This is a genomic window from Streptomyces sp. NPDC107517 (assembly GCF_055582645.1).
The window spans coordinates 49,680-66,245 of record NZ_JBVJPM010000023.1; the positions used below are offsets into that span (position 1 = coordinate 49,680).

The 16,566-nt window shown below is 66.7% G+C and carries 15 protein-coding genes and 2 pseudogenes; 13 read left to right on the plus strand and 4 right to left on the minus strand.

The features are described 5' to 3' along the window. Positions 1 to 121: 121 nt before the first annotated feature. Positions 122 to 1,219: an AI-2E family transporter gene (locus ACZ67T_RS35920; protein WP_469989846.1), complete on the plus strand. Its 1,098-nt coding sequence runs from the start codon at positions 122 to 124 to the stop codon at positions 1,217 to 1,219. A 244-nt stretch (positions 1,220 to 1,463) separates the two neighbouring features. Here ACZ67T_RS35920 and ACZ67T_RS35925 read toward each other — a convergent pair whose 3' ends face one another. Beyond that, positions 1,464 to 2,315, minus strand: a complete 852-nt coding sequence (locus tag ACZ67T_RS35925) for a LysR family transcriptional regulator (protein WP_469989848.1) — start codon at positions 2,313 to 2,315, stop codon at positions 1,464 to 1,466. Between the two features lie 81 nt (positions 2,316 to 2,396). Here ACZ67T_RS35925 and ACZ67T_RS35930 point away from each other — a divergent pair, with 81 nt between their 5' ends. Both ACZ67T_RS35930 and ACZ67T_RS35935 read left to right on the plus strand, forming a co-directional pair. Continuing rightward, entirely contained in the window at positions 2,397 to 2,891 is a 495-nt protein-coding gene (locus ACZ67T_RS35930; RefSeq protein WP_469989850.1) for a cupin domain-containing protein, read from the plus strand. A 192-nt stretch (positions 2,892 to 3,083) separates the two neighbouring features. Continuing rightward, positions 3,084 to 3,443 carry a DoxX family protein gene (locus tag ACZ67T_RS35935; protein WP_469989852.1) on the plus strand — a complete coding sequence of 120 codons (360 nt, stop codon included), beginning with the start codon at positions 3,084 to 3,086 and terminating at the stop codon, positions 3,441 to 3,443. Between the two features lie 186 nt (positions 3,444 to 3,629). Here ACZ67T_RS35935 and ACZ67T_RS35940 read toward each other — a convergent pair whose 3' ends face one another. Continuing rightward, positions 3,630 to 4,202, minus strand: a complete 573-nt coding sequence (locus ACZ67T_RS35940; RefSeq protein ID WP_469989853.1) for a DUF6973 domain-containing protein — start codon at positions 4,200 to 4,202, stop codon at positions 3,630 to 3,632. A gap of 79 nt (positions 4,203 to 4,281) precedes the next feature. Here ACZ67T_RS35940 and ACZ67T_RS35945 point away from each other — a divergent pair, with 79 nt between their 5' ends. Beyond that, positions 4,282 to 5,250 (plus strand): hypothetical protein, encoded by a 969-nt coding sequence (locus ACZ67T_RS35945; protein WP_469989855.1) that lies wholly within the window; start codon positions 4,282 to 4,284, stop codon positions 5,248 to 5,250. 1,127 nt (positions 5,251 to 6,377) lie between these two features. Here ACZ67T_RS35945 and ACZ67T_RS35950 read toward each other — a convergent pair. Next, positions 6,378 to 7,127 (minus strand): SDR family NAD(P)-dependent oxidoreductase, encoded by a 750-nt coding sequence (locus ACZ67T_RS35950; protein ID WP_469989857.1) that lies wholly within the window; start codon positions 7,125 to 7,127, stop codon positions 6,378 to 6,380. Between the two features lie 93 nt (positions 7,128 to 7,220). Here ACZ67T_RS35950 and ACZ67T_RS35955 point away from each other — a divergent pair, with 93 nt between their 5' ends. Continuing rightward, positions 7,221 to 7,829, plus strand: coding sequence for a TetR/AcrR family transcriptional regulator (locus tag ACZ67T_RS35955; protein ID WP_469989858.1), 609 nt, complete (start codon positions 7,221 to 7,223; stop codon positions 7,827 to 7,829). A 141-nt stretch (positions 7,830 to 7,970) separates the two neighbouring features. Continuing rightward, positions 7,971 to 8,164: pseudogene (locus ACZ67T_RS35960) on the plus strand (IS5/IS1182 family transposase); the annotation flags it as partial. 12 nt (positions 8,165 to 8,176) lie between these two features. On the opposite strand, the gene ACZ67T_RS35965 reads toward ACZ67T_RS35960, so the two are convergent. After that, positions 8,177 to 8,683 (minus strand): DinB family protein, encoded by a 507-nt coding sequence (locus tag ACZ67T_RS35965; RefSeq protein WP_469989860.1) that lies wholly within the window; start codon positions 8,681 to 8,683, stop codon positions 8,177 to 8,179. Positions 8,684 to 9,300: 617 nt separating this feature from the next. Here ACZ67T_RS35965 and ACZ67T_RS35970 point away from each other — a divergent pair. The 7 genes and pseudogenes from ACZ67T_RS35970 to ACZ67T_RS36000 all read left to right on the plus strand — a co-directional run. Then, on the plus strand, positions 9,301 to 10,446 hold the full coding sequence (locus ACZ67T_RS35970) for a hypothetical protein (protein WP_469989862.1): 1,146 nt from the start codon (positions 9,301 to 9,303) through the stop codon (positions 10,444 to 10,446). A 215-nt stretch (positions 10,447 to 10,661) separates the two neighbouring features. Then, positions 10,662 to 11,189, plus strand: coding sequence for a GNAT family N-acetyltransferase (locus ACZ67T_RS35975; protein ID WP_469989864.1), 528 nt, complete (start codon positions 10,662 to 10,664; stop codon positions 11,187 to 11,189). 36 nt (positions 11,190 to 11,225) lie between these two features. Beyond that, positions 11,226 to 11,441, plus strand: coding sequence for a DUF6191 domain-containing protein (locus tag ACZ67T_RS35980; protein ID WP_469989866.1), 216 nt, complete (start codon positions 11,226 to 11,228; stop codon positions 11,439 to 11,441). Positions 11,442 to 11,745: 304 nt separating this feature from the next. Next, positions 11,746 to 12,504: a GntR family transcriptional regulator gene (locus ACZ67T_RS35985; RefSeq protein ID WP_469989868.1), complete on the plus strand. Its 759-nt coding sequence runs from the start codon at positions 11,746 to 11,748 to the stop codon at positions 12,502 to 12,504. A 49-nt stretch (positions 12,505 to 12,553) separates the two neighbouring features. Then, positions 12,554 to 13,813, plus strand: coding sequence for an MFS transporter (locus tag ACZ67T_RS35990; RefSeq protein WP_469989870.1), 1,260 nt, complete (start codon positions 12,554 to 12,556; stop codon positions 13,811 to 13,813). Between the two features lie 624 nt (positions 13,814 to 14,437). Then, complete coding sequence (locus ACZ67T_RS35995) at positions 14,438 to 15,436, plus strand: NAD(P)H-dependent flavin oxidoreductase (RefSeq protein WP_469989871.1); 999 nt, start codon at positions 14,438 to 14,440, stop codon at positions 15,434 to 15,436. Positions 15,437 to 15,670: 234 nt separating this feature from the next. Beyond that, positions 15,671 to 15,965: pseudogene (locus tag ACZ67T_RS36000) on the plus strand (Tn3 family transposase); the annotation flags it as partial. Positions 15,966 to 16,566 lie beyond the last annotated feature (601 nt).

Consider the following 16,566-nt stretch of genomic DNA (forward strand, 5'->3'; position numbering starts at 1 on the left):
CCAATCCGGCACGCGTCCCCGCTCCGGTCGCGGTGGGCGACGGCGGCGATATGTCGTGCCGGGGAGCCGACCCGCACGCGGGGTGCGGACGGGTGCACGGGCACGTACGACTGGGACTGCGGTGCGGCGCGCCGGGGACCTCGACGGCGCGGCCGTGAACCGCGGGCTGCGTGTGGCGGCGGCATACGCATGGCGGCTGCTGCTGCTCGGGGTGGCCGTGTACGCGGTTTTCACGATCCTGGGGCGATTGCAGCTGGTCGGTGTGGCGCTGTTCCTCGCACTGGTCGTGACCTCGGTGCTGCGTCCGCTGGCTGATCTGCTGGCGCGACGTCTGCCGAGGGCCGCGGCAGTTGCGCTGAGCGTGGTGGGGAGCATGATCGTCGTGCTGGGGCTGCTGGTGCTGGTCGGCGGCCTGATCGCGGGAGAATCGGCACAGCTGGGGCAGGAATTCTCCGGGGGCATCGGGCGGATCCAACGGTGGCTCGAGGGCTCCCCCTTCCACGTGAGCCACGCAGTGCTCTCAGATCTTCAGGGCAAGGTGTCCACTTTCATCTCACAACACCGTTCGGAACTCATCAGCAGCGTGCTCAGCGGCGCCGGGCGGCTGGTGGAAGCCGTCACCGCAGCGGCTCTTGCCCTGTTCTGTTCCTTCTTCTTCATGCATTCCGGGGACACGTACTGGTACTGGTTCCAGGATCTCTTGCCGGAGGGCGCACGGGACACCTGGGGCCGTGCGGGGCGAGCGGCGTGGCGCACCTTCGCCGGATACACGCGAGGCATCATCATCGTGGCGGCCACCAACGCCGTGTTGGTCGGGATCGCCCTGTTCACATTGCGCGTGCCACTGGCCCTCCCGCTGATGCTGCTGGAGTTCTTCGCCGCCTTCGTCCCTCTGATCGGCTCACCCATCGCGCTGGCGGTGGCCACGGTCGTCGCTCTGGCCTCGCGGGGCCCGGTCACCGCGATCGTGGTGCTCGCCCTGATCGTGATCGTCGGCCAGATCGAAGGCCACGTACTACATCCGCTGGTACTGGGCTGGGCGGTGCGGCTGCACCCCGTGGTGGTGGCTCTCACCGTCATCACCGGCAGCGTCCTGGCCGGAGTGGTCGGCGCGGTCGTGTCCGTTCCCATGGTGTCGGTCGCCTGGTCCGTGCTCCGCGAGCTCCGCATCCCGCGGACCCGGCCCGAGCCGGACCACCCTGGGCGCTCGCCGGGCTGACACGCTGAGGCCCCAAGGGCCCAGGGTCTGCCGGGCGCCAGTCGAAACACTCGCCCGCGACCCCGACGGAAGTGGCAGGTCAGCGGGTTGCGCTGAGTCGGACGTCGACCCGCATGGCCCGGCACCACAAAAGTTGAGCCAGGGCCCGAGAAGGAACAGCAGATGTTCACCACTTCGGGAGGCGGTCCCTGGGGCCGCAGCGTTCGCATTGTTCACGAGCTGCGGCAGGACTGGTTGCCGGTGTTCAGTGACAGTACGCGGCTGTCGCGATCTCGATGAAGGATCGGATCAAAGGGTTGGTGTCACCCTCGTTCCACACCGCCACCACTCGGCTCGGCGGCATGTCGATCAGCGGTACCACGGCCAGCTGCGCCGGCAGGTCGTGTCCGAGCGGGGCCAGGCCGACCGTGCCGTTCCACAGCACGGCCTGCAGGCATTCCTGGACGGCGCGTACCACTGGGCCCTCGCGCGGCCTGCCACCGTTCCAGTACGACTGCCAGATGGGGTCGGTGCCCTGCGGGAACTGGAACCACCGGCGGTCGCTCAGTTCGGCCAGCCGCAGCCCGTCGCGGCGGGCCAGCGGATCGTCGGCGCGCAGGACCACGCCGACCGGATCGGTCCGCAGCACACGCACGGTCAGGGCAGTCTCGTCGAACGGCGCCCGAGTCAGCGCGACGTCGACCGTTCCGGCGCGCAGCCCGCAGGTTGGGTCGGTCAGATCGGTGTCGCGGATGCGGATGTCGATGTCGGGGCGGCTTCGGCGGTAGGCGGCGGCCATCCTGGCCACTCCCGGGTCGGTGCCGTCGCCCAGGATGCCGATGGTGATGGTCGCGGCACCGGCTGCCGCGCTCACGCGTACCCGGACGCGGTCGGCATGGTCGAGGAGGGCCCGCGCCTCGTCGAGCAGCACCGAGCCCACCGGAGTGAGCGTGACCCCCGTGGGCGAGCGGACGAACAGCGGGGATCCGACATCGGCCTCCAGCTGCTTGATCGCCCGGCTCAGCGGCGGCTGACTCATGTGCAGTCGGGTGGCGGCCCGGCCGAAGTGGAGTTCCTCGGCGACCGCCACGAAGTAGCGCAAGGTCCGTAGCTCCACGCTGCAACGATACCCACGAGGTATCGGCGTCGCGGGATGGGTCTTGGACACCGGCAGGTGCCGGGCGGTCCACTTGTGAGCATGAGCGAAGAAGCGAAGAGCAGCGAGCCGCAGACCCGCCCCGCTGTGTCGGTGGTGGGTCCCGGCGACGGCGAGACCATCGTTCTGGGCACCACGCGGATGCGCGTTCTGGAGGACGGCAGCCACACCGGGCACCGCCTCGCGATCGCCGAGTCCGTCCTCGCCCCGCACACCCAGGGACCGCCGCAGCACCGCCACGCCCGACACGACGAGGGCTTCTACATCCTCTCCGGCACCGTGCGATTCACCGTCGGGGACGAGGACCACGACGCCACCGCAGGCACGCTCGTGATGGTTCCGCCCGGAACCCCGCACACCTTCGCCAACCTGACCGACCAACCCGCCGTCATGCTCAGCACATTCACCCCCGACCTGTACGTGCAGTACTTCCGAGAACTCCAGGAGGTTCTGGCCGGCGGCCGGCAGCTGACGCACCAGGCCAACATCGATGCGATGAGCCGCTACGCGACCGAGCCCGCCACCGACCTCTCCTGAAGCCCACGGCACAGCACGTGCCCGGCCACTCCCCTTTGGACCGGCAGGACGGTGACGCTGCCGCCTTTCAGCGTCGTCGGCGGCCCGCGCATCCGGATCCCCTCGGACAACAGGCCGGGCCTTCACGAGGTCTCTTCTGGCAAGCGACGCAATCGACGGGCCCCACGGACCGGTGGCCCATGAATGGGAACCATGAACATCGCCTACTGGATCGTCGCGGGACTGCTCGCGCTCTTCTACTTCTACGCAGGCACGCTGAAGGTGATCCGCAGCCGCGATCAACTCCGGCCGATGATGGCCTGGGTCGACCGCATACCCCTGCCTGCCCTCAGGGCGCTGGGGGCGGTCGAAATACTCGGCGCGACCGGCCTGATCCTGCCGGAGATGACCGGCATCGCTCCCTCGCTGGCGCCGGCCGCGGCCATCGGCTTCATACTCCTGCAGACCGGCGCGATCGCCGTTCACCTGAGGGGCGAAGACCGCCGGATCGCGCTCAACGCCGGACTCACCATCACCGCGGCCGTGGCCCTCTGGCTGGCCACCCAGCTGTGATCGAGCACAGTCCTCGACCGGTGGATGCGACTACAGGGCCGACCGCCCCACGGCCGCTGCCATTTCTCACGAACATCGAGCATGCCGCCGTCCACGCGCTGCTCGGCGAGGTGTACATCTGCTGCGTGAGCGGTCCGCCCGCTGTCCCCGGCGTGAACACCGGGGACAGCGGGCGGGGTTGAACGCCTACTCGTAGTCGTGCCGGGTGGCGAGTTGTCCCGCCTCCCACATCTCGTGGACCCGCTTCAGGCATTCCTTGTCGGTTTTCACTTCGTCCGCGAGGCGGAGGCCGATGATGTTGTTCGCCTCGTCCGCCTTGTTGTCCGCATCGGACCCGGGGAGGGCCTCCTCGTGCGCTTCGGCCATCTGCTTGGCGAAGTCTTCCCCGAGCCTCTTCTTGAGCAGGCACTGCCAGTACACATGACGGATGGAGTTCTGCATCTCCGCGTCCGTCATCTGTCCGGTTTCCTTGTACACGTCTTTGTGCACTCCGAGCCATCGGACGACGTTGGCCGGGTAGCTGAGGGCCACCCGGGCCTCCGCCCCGGAAATGTTCTTGTCGATCAGATACCAGTACTTTTTCAGCGCCGAGGGGCCTTCCCTCACGAGATCCTTCGCGACCTTGTCGAGGATGCCCGCGGCGTCGGAGAGGTTTTCCGCGACACCGGCCTTGCTGGTGCCCATGTGCGCGAGTACGGAGAGGCCTGCTCCGGCGGCAGCGACGGCCAGCCGGCAGGAGAGGGCGAGTTCGGGGGGCAAGCACCCAGACAGCCGCGGTGCCCACGAACGCCGCGACGCTGAACCAGCTGATGTCCCGAGGTTCGAGGCCCTGCCCTTCGTGGAGTTTCCGACGGGTCTCCACCATGGTGTCGAAGACGTCCGCGCCCGGCAGAGTGTTGCATTCGCAGCGGAACTCGGCGTCCCTGGTCACGCTCATCGACATGGTCCAGTCGCCGGGCTGCGGGTTCTCGACGATCAGGCACTGGATCGAGTCGCCGGACATCTTGACGAGTTTGCCGTCCTCGTCGACGTCCTCGTCATAGGTGTTCCCGTCGGGATCCGTGACGGTCATGACGACACCCTCGGGGAAATCAACCGAGTCGTCGTCCTTCGTGACCACCGAGTGAAGGAAGGGCGCGTCCTCGCCGATGGTCATCGTGTTCGTCAGGTTGAACCGTTCTACGTTGTCCAGACCGTCCAAGGACGGAAGGATGTCGACCTGGCAGTACATGCAGTCGTTGTCGCCCTTGGCCTGCACCGTGAACGCGGGGATGGGGCTCAGCTCGTTGCTGACGTCGAAAATGCCCCAGAGTCCGCCGACTCCCTTGTCCTCGATTTCCGTCGGCTCGTCGAAGTACTGGCCTGCGATGAGCGCAGGGGTCTGCTTTGCTGCCTCTTGCCAGTCGTCGCTGAGGGAAAGCCCCCAAAGGCGCGAGGCATACCGCGTGTGCCCGTCGGGCGCCCCGTCCTTCTCTTCCACGTGACCCCAGAACCAGTCCGGGACATCGTCATTGTCGAGGACGTCGAACTCGCCCCAGAGCCCGAGAGCGCCCTTGTCCACGATGCGAGTCGGCCGGTTGAAGTACTGCCTCTTGACCACGGCCGGGCAGTTCTGGGCGACGCTCTTCCAGTCCGCGTCGTCGGGAATGTTCCACAGCCGCGCCGAGAACTGCCGCATGCCGTTGTCTTTGGTGCCGTCGTCCTGGAACTGCAGAGGGCCGGCCGCGTGTCCCAGAAAGCCCGTGGAGTCCCAGATTCAGCCCCACCCGTCGGCTGTGAAAACGTCTCGGCTGGCGCGCCGACTTGAATGGTCCGAGTGGACGCGTCCGAAATCTGCGGGTCGCTTCCAGGACTCGGGGACGTTGATGTGGTCGGGGCGTTTCGATGAGTTGATCGGCTCGTTGCGGGTGAGGTTCGCACCGGTGCTTCCGCATCTGAATGAGCGTCAGCGCCGGTTGTTGTACGGCGCGGAGGCCCGGCAGTTCGGGCATGGCGGGATCGCGGCTGTCACAGCGGCGGCCTGAGGCTCGAAGGGCTGTGTCGAGCCGGGACTGGACGGCCTGGAGGAGGATGCCGAGCCGGACAGCCGGGTACTCCTCCGAGCGCAGGCCGTCCGGCCGCGGTGGAGAAAGCCCTTGGGTTACGGGCCGCGTTGCTGGACCTGGTCGAGGACCACCCAGGGTGATCCGGTAGGTCCAAGTACCTGGACCACGAAGTCGCAGCGCAATCTCGCCGAATCCGACGCGCTCGCCGCACAGGGCACGCGACGGCGCGGGGCGGGACACGATCGCCGCGCTACTGAAGGAGATCCGTACCGCGCGGCGGTCGGCGTCACCGGTCTCGCCCCCGGAATCCTGCGCGGGCGCGCTGCCGGAACCGGCCTACCGATGATGCACGTCCGGCCTCGATCGCCTTCGGCTGGCTAAATCCCCGGGTCGTGATCGCCGAGCAGGCCGACATGAACGTCTGGACGAGTCCAAGCCGTCGGAGCCCAGCGGCACCCTCAACCAGGTCCCTTGTCGCGAAGTCGGCTGGGTCTACCGGGCCCTTGGACGCCACTGAACCGGAGTCGCAGTCTCGCCATCGCCCGGCCGACGACGTCGGCGGTCGCGGCCGGGCAGCCGCCTGGGCCGCCGAACATTGCCCAGCACCTCCCATTTGTGGATGTCGTCCGTGCTGACGGTGCAGCAGAAGCCGGGAATGTCACGGTACTCGGAGGCCGGCCGACACCTGGTACGTATGCGAGGGCTGTTCCGCGCCGCAGCCGCCGCAAAGGCGTCTTCGATGCCGCCGGAGCTCGAGTGCAGAGTGAGCCCGGAGGACCTGACCTCTGGCCGTCCGGCCGTCCGACGATCGAGGCCGCCGGGCTCGCCCGCCTGAGCGAACCCGGTCGGTAGGGCGCCGCCTTTCTCGCCGGTTTTGCGGTTACGGAACTCAGATCTGGTTCAGGCCACCGTCGACGTACAGGCTCGAACCGGTGATGAAGCTGCTCTGCTCGGAGGCGAGGAAGGCCACGGCGGCGGCGATCTCCTCCGGGCGCCCGAGCCGGCCCAGCGGCACCTGCGTCGCCAGTTGCTGCCTGAGGCCGGCTGCCTGTTCAGGATCGGGGGCGAGTCCCGACAGACCAGGGGTGTCGGTCGGGCCCGGCGTGATGGTGTTGACCCGGATGCCGCGTCCCTTGAGTTCGTTGGCCCAGGTCCGGGCGAACGATCGCGTGGCGGCCTTGGTCGCTGCGTACACGCCGAACGCCTCCGCGCCGACATCCACGTTGGTGGAGCCGTTCAAAATCACCGAGGCGCCGTCGTTGAGCAGGGGCAGCGCCTTTTGAACGGTGAACAGCGTGCCTCGGGCGTTGATACCGAAGAGTGTGTCGAAGTGTTCCTCCGTGACCTGCTCAAGCGTCACGAACTCGGCGACGGAGGCGTTCGCGAACAGTACGTCCAGGCCCCTTCTCCGACTGCGGATCGTCGCGTAGAGGCGGTCCAGATCGGCCAGGTCCGAGATGTCACCGATCACCGCGGTGGCCGCTGGACCGATCAGTTCGACGGCCGCTTCGAGTTCGGTCTTGCGCCGGCCGGTGATGAATACGTGGGCGCCCTCGGCCGCCAGCCGTACCGCACTGGCCAGGCAGATTCCGCTGCCGCCGCCGGTGACCAGAGCGGTCTTGCCCTCAAGCAATCCCATGTGGACAACCTCCTTCGACTTCCGCATCAATCGATGCATAAGTCGAACGTAGCACTTCCGCATCGATCGATGCGGAAGAGATAGGATGCGGGGGTGGGAACGAAACAGAGCGGCCCGATCGGCCGACCGCGAGCATTCGACGCCGACGAAGCTCTTGAGCGCGCCATGCTGGTCTTCTGGGAGCACGGCTACGAGGGGGCCAGCCTGGCCAGCCTGACCGGCGCGATGGGCATCTCCACCACCAGCATGTACGCAGCCTTCGGCAACAAGGAGGAGCTGTTCCGCAAGGCCCTGGAGCGTTACACGGAAGGCCCGAGCGCATACCTGGCCCGGGCCCTGGAGGAGCCGACCGCCCTCACCGTCGCCACCGCGATCCTGGCCGGCACCGTCCGAACCACCACCCGCCCGACCCACCCCCACGGGTGCCTGGGTGTCCAAGGTGCCCTGGCCACCAGCGACCCCGGGCGCGGAGTCCGGGACCTTCTCGCCGCCTGGCGCAACAACGGCTGCTCCCGCCTCCGAGAGCGATTCCAGCAAGCCGTCGACGAAGGCGACCTGCCTCCCAAGACCGATCCGAGGCTGCTGGCCCGCTACGTCACCACCTTGGCATTCGGCCTTGCCGTGCAAGCCGCGAGCGGTGTCACCGGCGATGAACTCCAGGAGATGGTCGACGCCGCCCTACGCAACTGGCCGCTCACCTGAGAACCACCCGGCATCCGGAGGCACCACAGTGTCCGACCGCGAATGCCGGGATTGTGTGAGACCGCGTACGCCTTGCCGCCTGTTCGACGTGAGTGACGCTCCGCCAAGTGTGCGGTTGACACCACCGCGGTGGACTGTGGCCGGTCAAAGAGGGGCAGTGAGGGCGGTCGGCCCGCAGGGTTCGACAAGACGATCTACCGGCGCAGGAACGAAGTCGAGCGGACGATCAACGCGTTGAAGAACTCGGGGCCGTGGCCGCGAGGTTCGACAAGTACGGCTACATCTTCCGCGACACCGTCACCGTTGCCGCGATCCGACTCTGGCTCCGCCCGTGATCACTCCCGGGTCTAGTCGCCGGTTGTGCCGTCGAGCATCTCGCGCAGGATGTCCAGGTGGCCGTTGTGGCGGGCTGTCTCCTCGGTGAGGTGGAGGAGGATCCAGCGCAGGTCGACGTGGAGGCCGTTGCGGATGGTTCGCTGGGCCTGCTTGTCCAGCTCGTTCCCGGCGACCAGTTTGCGGTAGCGGGTGCCCTGTTCGGCGTATTCGTCGAGCAACTGCGTGAGCGGGAAGTCGACGGCGATACGCATCTCGCGGTCGGGGTCCTCATCGGTCCAGGGGCCCCGGTCTTCCTCGCCGAGGAAGACCACCTGGAACCAGTAGTACTCGACCCAGCGGAGGTGGTTGATCACTCCGCTCATGGTCATCAGTGGTGAGCCCGGCAGGAGCGCCTTGCGTGCGTTCTGCGCAGAGACGCCATCGCATTTGGCGCGTGCGGTGTCACGTGCGTAGTCGAGAAACGTGGTGAGCTGGGTGCGTTCGTCCCACGCAGGTGGTGTGTCATCGATTCTGGTCATCGCGCGAAGCGTCCCTGATCACCGCGACCGTGTCGAGGTATTTATCGCCGACCCGAGCTGCGCCACCCAGTTCCTTGCCAGACGGACCGATGCAGCGATTCGGAGCAGGTGGACCGCCCGGCATGATCCGCCGGCCGGGCTCTGAGCCGAAGTGATATGCGCCGCAAGGCCAGTTGGCGTCTCCGCCCGGCCATTGAGGATTGCAAGGCCGTCTCTTTCAGTCGGTTGATGCCGCACTCGACCGCATGCCGAGCCTTGTAGTTCTCGACGTCGAATCTGGGCGGCCGGCCGCCGCGAGAGCCCAGTTTCTTGCTGTTACGTGCTTGGTCGGCCTTGTCCGGGATGGTGCAACGGATGCCGCGTGAGCGCAGGCGGCGCATCTCGGCGAGGACGTCGGGGAAGCATCCGCCGCCGGTGCGGGCGATACCAGCCGTGTGTCCTCGGCGACATGTCGGGCCGACTGCAGTGCTCAGATACATCCCCTCTACGCTCGGTGATCGACGCGGCAACAGCTGCGAAGGGCATCGACGGGGGAGAACGAGAGGCGCGCGGGCTGGCGCCGGCTGTGTCAGACGATGGCCGTGGGCGGGATCGGGTTGAGCCTGTACGCAGGCTTGTTGACCGTCGACGACGTCCGCGACCGGGCTTCCGGCGAGCGCGACATCGCCGCGGCCTGCGATCACCTGGTGTCGGGAGCGCAGGTGATGGATCTGCAGGGCGGCATGGTCCGAGCCAAGTCCGTCGAATACGACGAGTACCGGCTTGATGTACGGCATCTGCCCAGCTCCTGCACCATCTACAAGGTGGGTGGCTCACCCAAGACCACTGACCTGTTCCGACTGATCGTCGAGAGTAGCGGCGGCTCCGAGCCGGTGAGCTTGGTCGGCGACATGGGCTCCCCGTTCAGCACGTTCGACGGCTACGACCAGAAGGATGACGTCACAGAGGTCGCCGACCGCGCGCCTGAAGCGTGGCCGTTGGGCGACGGCACGCTGGGCTCATACACGAACTTCCGCACCATGATCCGTGCCGAGTGCGGGCCCGGCAGCGGCAAAGCGGCACCGAGGCTGCTGAACGTCACCGCCGTGGAACGGTACCCGGGGGTCTCCGCCGAGGACCGCCGGCGCCTGGCCCTCATAGCGCGCTCGGCCGCGCAGCAGCTCACCCGACGGTTCGACTGCCGGTTCCAACTCCCTTCCCTGCCCGACCGGATGCCCGCAGTCCCCTCGAAGCTGCGCAAGGTCGCCTCGGTCACCGGCTCCTGCCGCTGGGCCAGCGATCTGGTCAAGGAACAGGGGCAGGGCCGACTGCCCGACCGCGCTCTGACGATCCCCGCCCGTCGTGCGAACCCCGTCGAAGGTTGCCTGCTGGCGGTCAGCCCCCGCCGGGTCCGGGCCATCGCCGCCGGCCTGAAGGGCGACCTGCACGACTACGCCGAGGGCGCGCTCACGCACTCGCCCTGGTGGCTGCGCACGGTGTCCTACTTCGGAGCCGAGGCACAGTCCGTGGGCTACGCCGAGGTCGGCGACGATGTGTTGCTCAAGCCGGGAACGGCGGGAGGCAAGGACAGCGTCTGGTGGGCCTCCTCGATCTGCAACGGCAGGCCCGCCCTGCACACCCTCACCGCGGCCCGCGTCTACGACAACGTCCTCGGCCACAAGGCGGTCAGATCCCTGTTCCGCGCCTACATCGACGACATCACCACCCGACGCGGCTGCACCCACGTCACCTACCCCACCGCCAAGGACTTCCGCGACCTGTGACCGCCCCGCATCCGAGAGCCCAGCGTTCAAATCCCCATGAGCTCCGGCGCCTCCCGAAGTCGCGAACATCTGCTGAGGGTTGACCGGCAGCGCAGACGATCAGATACCCCGTCTCGCTCAACCGAGCCGTCTCTCAACGAGCAGGGTCCATCGGGCTTCTGTCTCAGGCTGCGGCCACATCGAGACACATCAGGTACACCGTCCAGAATGGCCTTATGGGCCATCAGATCGAAGTGCCGCAGCCTGACGATGCTGCCCCTGTGGGCCGGATGCAGTTGAGGGCCTGGCTCCAGACGTATCCCAACGAGGTCGCGGGGATCGATGAGGCGTGGATCCGCGAGCACCGAGGGTCCGTTGTCACCCCGGAGGGCATTGCCCAGTGGCGAGAGTTCATTGAGAAGGCCGTGCGGCAGCCGGATCTGTTGTTCTGCCGTGTCGTCCGTTCCGGGTCGGAGGTCGTCGGGGTCCTTTGCGGCCGACGAGATGAGGTGGTCACCCTCGGGCCGATGTATCTCCTGAATGAAGCCCAAGGTCAAGGTATCGGCGGCCGACTGATGGACGAGTTCCTGGCGTGGGGAGGAGACACTCCTATGCACCTGTGGGTGACCGACTACAACGCGACAGCGATCCGCTTCTACGAACGCTATGGATTCAGGACCACAGGTGAGCGCGAGCTCTGGCGAGACAAACTTCCCAATGTGCGCATGGTCCGTGAGTCAACGCCGAGCGGAAAGGTCACCTGAAGGCCACGCGGTACTCCTTTCTATGGCTGTTCCTTTTTGCGTGGGTCGGCTGGCGGCGAAGCATCCGCTGCTGAGGCGTGGGGCGAGCTATTCCATCCGTCACAGCGACACGTGCAACAGGAGCGGGAACGCCGACTTGTCCTCCGGGACGACGCTGAATCCGGTGCACCGCCCAGCTCTGTTGACCTCGACTCCGGCAAGGCGGTTATCCGCCCCACGCGGAGCGCCACGAGTAGGCACAACGCGCCGTAGCGGTTCGTTACGTCACGATCCGCCGTGCACGGCTGCCAGCAGTTCTCGGTTTCCTCCAGTCCTGCGCATCCGCTGGGCCGGCAAGAAGCTGGTCGTCCTGCCGGACCGCTTCCCCCGCAACAGCACGCCGAGTCCGCGCCTTGGCGGCCGATCAGCAGGTCGAGTTGGTCTGCTTGCCGACCAACTCGGCAGACGCATGAGTTCGGAGCGTATTTCTACTCCAGCAGCTTTTGCGTGGTGCAGTAACTTGCCAACGCGCCCTGGAATGAACAGCTGCCGCAGGGCAGGACCCGGAGGATCATCCATGCCCCGAGAGGCTCTGTACCTCGCAGTAGCCGACGTGCTGCGCGCACGGATTCTCGCGCGAGAGTGGGAGATCGGAGAGCGCCTGCCGTCCCGGGCACGGCTCGCCGTGGAGTACGGGGTCGGACGCAACGTCATGCAGAGGGCGATGGACCGTTTGATCATCGACGGTCTCCTGGAAGGACGCGCCGGCTCGGGCACCTACGTCCGCATGCCGCGAGAGCGCCTGCGGCTGGTTCGTTCGCGGCACCGCGAACGCCGGGAGGGCGCTCTTTCCTGGCAGGCCAGGAAAGAGCGGGGCAAGGCCGACGCCTGGGATTCACACAGTCAGGTGCGCGTCCCCGCCCCCGAGCCAATTGCCGAGCGGCTCGCCATCAGCCTCGGGGACCTCTGCGTCCATACGCATTACGAGTTCCTTGCCGACGGGCAACCCGTCCAGCTTTCCCAATCCTGGGAGCCGATGGCTCTCACGGACGGAACACCGATTGTGCTGCCCGAGATGGGTCCCCTGGCGGGAAAGGGGGTGGTCGAGCGCATGCGGTCCATCGGCGTGGTCATCTCGACTGTGGTCGAGGTGCCGCGCCCGGCCCGCGCCACCCCGGTGCAGGCGAACCTCCTGGGGATCAGCGTGGGGGACCTCGTGCTGTTGATCGAGCGGACGATCTTCGACACGGACGGACGTCCGGTGGAAACGGCCGACATGGTCATTCCGGACGTGCGCCGGGAAGTGGTCTACGAGTTCGGAGTCGGCCGTCCGTAGTCGTTGAAGCCATCAGAGAGACATCGCACATTCGACAGTAGGGTAATCCATGGCGAAATCTTCCCGGCTCGGCCTCTTAGGTAATCGGGACTTCGGACGATTGTTTGCCGCGACCGCGCTCGGTCAGCTGGGTGACCGCATCATCTTTCTGACCTTGCCTCTGGTTGCCATCGCGGCATTGCATGCCGATGAGTTCCAGGTGGGTTTACTGGCTTCGATGACTACGGCAGGATCGCTCCTGGTCGGGTTGCCGGCAGGAGCGTGGGTGGACCGCATGCGGAAGCGGTCGGTGATGATCAGCACTGATCTCGCTCGCGCGCTGTTCCTCTTGACGATACCGGTGGCATGGTGGGCGCGCCTTCTCACCATCTGGTGGCTCTATGCAGTCGCCTTGATTCACGGAATGTTGACTGTCTTCTTCGATGTTGCATACGTCAGCTATCTCCCGCACTTGGTGGGACGCAGCCATCTCGTGGAAGGAAACTCAAAATTGTCGGCCATACGCTCGGTGACCAGTATCAGCGGGCCGACGCTGGCAGGGCCTCTGGTCAGCCTGGTCGGAGCCCCTGCCACGCTCATGGTGAGTTCGGCCGGGATGGCTATGTCGGGGCTGCTCGCGATCACGATCCGGAAACGGGAACAGAAGCCTGAACCGGGCGATAGCCCTCAATTTTTCCGAGAGATCAAGCAGGGACTGAAGTTCGTCGTCAAGCACCCTCCTCTGCGAGCGATCATGCTGGGGGATGCGATATTCAACCTCTTCCTGGTCATGTATCAAACCATGTTGTTGGTCTTTTTGGATCGGGAGACAGGTCTCCAGTCCTTTGGTATCGGGCTCATTCTGTCGGGAATGGGTTGCGGTTCCTTGCTGGGCGCACTATTGGCGACCAGGGTCGCCAAGCGGGTCGGGCAAGGTCCGGTCATCTGGCTCGCGCCACTGGTTACCTGTCCGTTGACCGTGCTCATGCCGTTGGCGCGAACGCGTTGGAGCGTGTACGTCGCTGCGATCGGACTCGCGGCTCTGGCACTGGGTGGAGTCGTCCGCGTGGTGGCTCAATCAAGCTTCCAGCAGGCCCTGACGCCGGATCGGCTCCTGGGCCGCATGAGCGCAACAGCTCGATTCGTCTCCTGGGGTGGCATTCCTCTCGGCGCGCTTTTGGGTGGAGCATCGGGCTCCGCGTTCGGAGCGACCGATACTTTATGGATTGGTGCAGCGGGTATGACACTGAGCGTCCTTCCCAACTTCCTGTCACCGCTTCGGACGATGCGCACGTTGCCTACGGAGCAGAACCCCGAGTTCGCACGTTGAGGTGTCGCCGATGGCTATCAAAGCAGCCGCGTACGTATGACCTGGTGGAGCGGAGGGCGTCGGCCTGCCGGCGGTTGGGGACCAAGAGGGACCGTGGTCAATGTTGCCCTGGGTCGATCCACTGGCCGGGGCCCGAGTGGCGACATGGTTGAGCCGCATTCCGACAGCAGTCTCGGAACCGGTGAAGTCTCTGGTCAGCATGGCCATTGTGCGGCGGACCATGTGTGGGGTCACTTTGTGGACCGGAATCTCATCCCCGCCGGTGAGGTGCCGGTTCTGGTCAATGTGTGTGATAGGCCGGGCGATGAAGCGTTGACTGTCGAAGCATTCCTCGTCGAAGCGCGGAGCGGCAGCCGCGAATGCGAGTTCGTCGTCGTAGGACAGCTGGGATGCATGGTCGATTGCCTGGGCTGCAGGCTCGATGATCCGCCACTGCTTCGGCCGAGTATCGGTGCGCTTCGAGCTGCTCACTTCACGATCGGGGCACGGGACCTACCGCAGGATTGTGCCGTCGATCGGCCGCCACGGGTTGCCCACGGGACGTCGCCCCCGGATCACTCCATCTTCCCTGCGACCTCGGACATGTCATCCGGCGACATATCGCCAACCCATTAATGTGTGTCCATGTTGCAGACGAGATTCACCGAGATGTTCGGGCTTGCCCATCCGGTGATGGCGGCCCCCATGGCCCTGCACAGCGGCGGGACACTCGCTGCCGCGGTTTCCGTGGCCGGCGGGCTCGGCTGTTTCGGGGGTACGCACCCCTGGAAAGGGCCCGATTGGATCCATACGGAGATCGCGACGATTCGTGCCACCACGGACCGGGCGTTCGGGGTCGGGTTCATCACTCCGCTCCTCCCTCTCACCGAGCCACTGTTCGACGCCACGCTGGAGGAGCGGCCGGACGTCGTCGCGTTGTCGTTCGCCGATCCCCGGCCGTGGATCGACCGGGCCAAGGAGGCGGGCGCACGGGTGATGTGCCAGGTCCAGAGCTACGAGGACGCCGAGACGGCTGTCGTCGCAGGTACCGATGTCCTCGTGGCGCAGGGCAGCGAGGCCGGTGGCCACACCGGGAAGATGGGCCTGCTGCCGTTCCTGGCCGGGGTCGTGCGGAGGTACCCGGATGTCCCGGTACTGGCCGCAGGCGGAATCGGCGACGGACGAACGCTCGCGGCCGCGCTCACCGCCGGTGCGGACGGTGCCTGGCTGGGCACGGCCTTCCTCGCCACACCTGAGGCCGTCGAAGTACACGACATCCACAAGCGTCTGATCGTCGACAGCGACGGCGGCGACACCGTGTGGACACGCGCCTACGACATCGTTTCGGGCCTGCCGTGGCCCGCAAGTATCGGCGAGCGCGTTCGCCGCAACCGGTTCACCGACGAGTGGTCGGAGCGCGAATCAACGCTGCGGGACCGCGTGGAGGAGATCAGACCCGCGGAAGGCGCCAATCCCTTCGGGGCCCCGCCCGACCCCGACACGAGCGAAATCCTCTACGGCCAGTCGGCGGCCTTCGTCGAGGGGGTGCGCCCGGCCGCTGACGTGGTCCGGGCGATCAGCGACGAGGCCGAAGCGATCCTCGCCTCACGGCCTCGCTCGCTACTCGGCCGACCGACAACCTGATCGGCGTGGCAGCCGCCCCCTGATGGACGGCCGCACACGCCCTTGCCGGTTCAGACACATCAGGCCGTTCGGGGTCGAGCAGCATCGGGGTGTGCGTGTGCGTGCGACCATGCGGTGGCTTCGTCGTAGAGGGTGTGGGTCTTGAGGCATCCGTGGAGGATGCGGACGCCGCACGCCGCTCGGACCCGGCGCTGCCCGGCGACCTGGTGGAAACGCTGACGCGCCGGCGGGTCGCTCGCCCGGGACGCGTGCCACGGCTGCATGGAGGACCAACTCGGCGCGCTCGGCCTGGTCCTCAACGCCATCGTGATGTGGACGACGAAGTACATCGACGCCGCCGTCGCCCAGCTCCGCGCCGAAGGCCACATGGTCCGTGACGAGGACAACGCCCGCCTCTCCCGCGCTCAAGCACCGTATCCCGTCCCTGAACCTGCTCGGCCGCCACCGCTTCCGCGCCTCCACCCCGGCCGGCGGCGAGCTGCGGACCCTGCGCGATCCGGACGCGTCCGACCTCGACGAGGACGACGACGGCAGCGAAGACCAACTGGCAAGTCAGCGGACGCAGTACGGCTGGGCGCTACACCACGTCGTGCCGTCGGCGTCTGCGCACAGCCCAGCGTTTTCACCAGGAACCGTCTCCAGTCGATGGTGCGTCCACGCCTGTGACAGGAGATACCCGAAGCATCGTGCAAAGCATGGAATGGAAGGGGAGGCAGCGGTGTGGGTTGCTATGCCGCTACTGGCAGGTCTCGCACTCCTGGGGTTCGGCACCCATGAGGCCATGGTCCAGCACCGCCTCCAGCGCGAGGGGATCCGCGTCAGGGGCCAGGTGGTCCGCCACCTGCGCAGGGAAGGGTCCGAAATAAACAGTCCCCCTGTCTACTTCGCCGTGGTCGAATTCGTTGATGCGCAGGGCAGTCGGCACACCTTCCAGGCCGGGTCATCCGGAGTCAAGGGTTTTCCCGTGGGCGGCGGGGTCCCGGTGCGCTACCTTCCCGAGGCCCCAAAGTCCGCGCGAATCGACCTCCGCAGGAGACGGATGGAGGAGGTCGCGGCTCGCCTCGCGGGCGGCACCCTGTTCACGGCCCTCGGGCTCTGGATGCTCGCCACCGGTCGTTGAATTTGTTCCC

Bases quoted from the DNA above. Each gene is read 5' to 3' on its own strand.
- ACZ67T_RS35930 (WP_469989850.1), top strand. From the start codon at position 2,397: ATGAGCGAAGAAGCGAAGAGCAGCGAGCCGCAGACCCGCCCCGCTGTG.
- ACZ67T_RS35935 (WP_469989852.1), top strand. From the start codon at position 3,084: ATGAACATCGCCTACTGGATCGTCGCGGGACTGCTCGCGCTCTTCTAC.
- ACZ67T_RS35950 (WP_469989857.1), bottom strand. From the start codon at position 7,127: ATGGGATTGCTTGAGGGCAAGACCGCTCTGGTCACCGGCGGCGGCAGC.
- ACZ67T_RS35965 (WP_469989860.1), bottom strand. From the start codon at position 8,683: ATGACCAGAATCGATGACACACCACCTGCGTGGGACGAACGCACCCAG.
- ACZ67T_RS35975 (WP_469989864.1), top strand. From the start codon at position 10,662: ATGGGCCATCAGATCGAAGTGCCGCAGCCTGACGATGCTGCCCCTGTG.
- ACZ67T_RS35985 (WP_469989868.1), top strand. From the start codon at position 11,746: ATGCCCCGAGAGGCTCTGTACCTCGCAGTAGCCGACGTGCTGCGCGCA.
- ACZ67T_RS35990 (WP_469989870.1), top strand. From the start codon at position 12,554: ATGGCGAAATCTTCCCGGCTCGGCCTCTTAGGTAATCGGGACTTCGGA.
- ACZ67T_RS35995 (WP_469989871.1), top strand. From the start codon at position 14,438: ATGTTGCAGACGAGATTCACCGAGATGTTCGGGCTTGCCCATCCGGTG.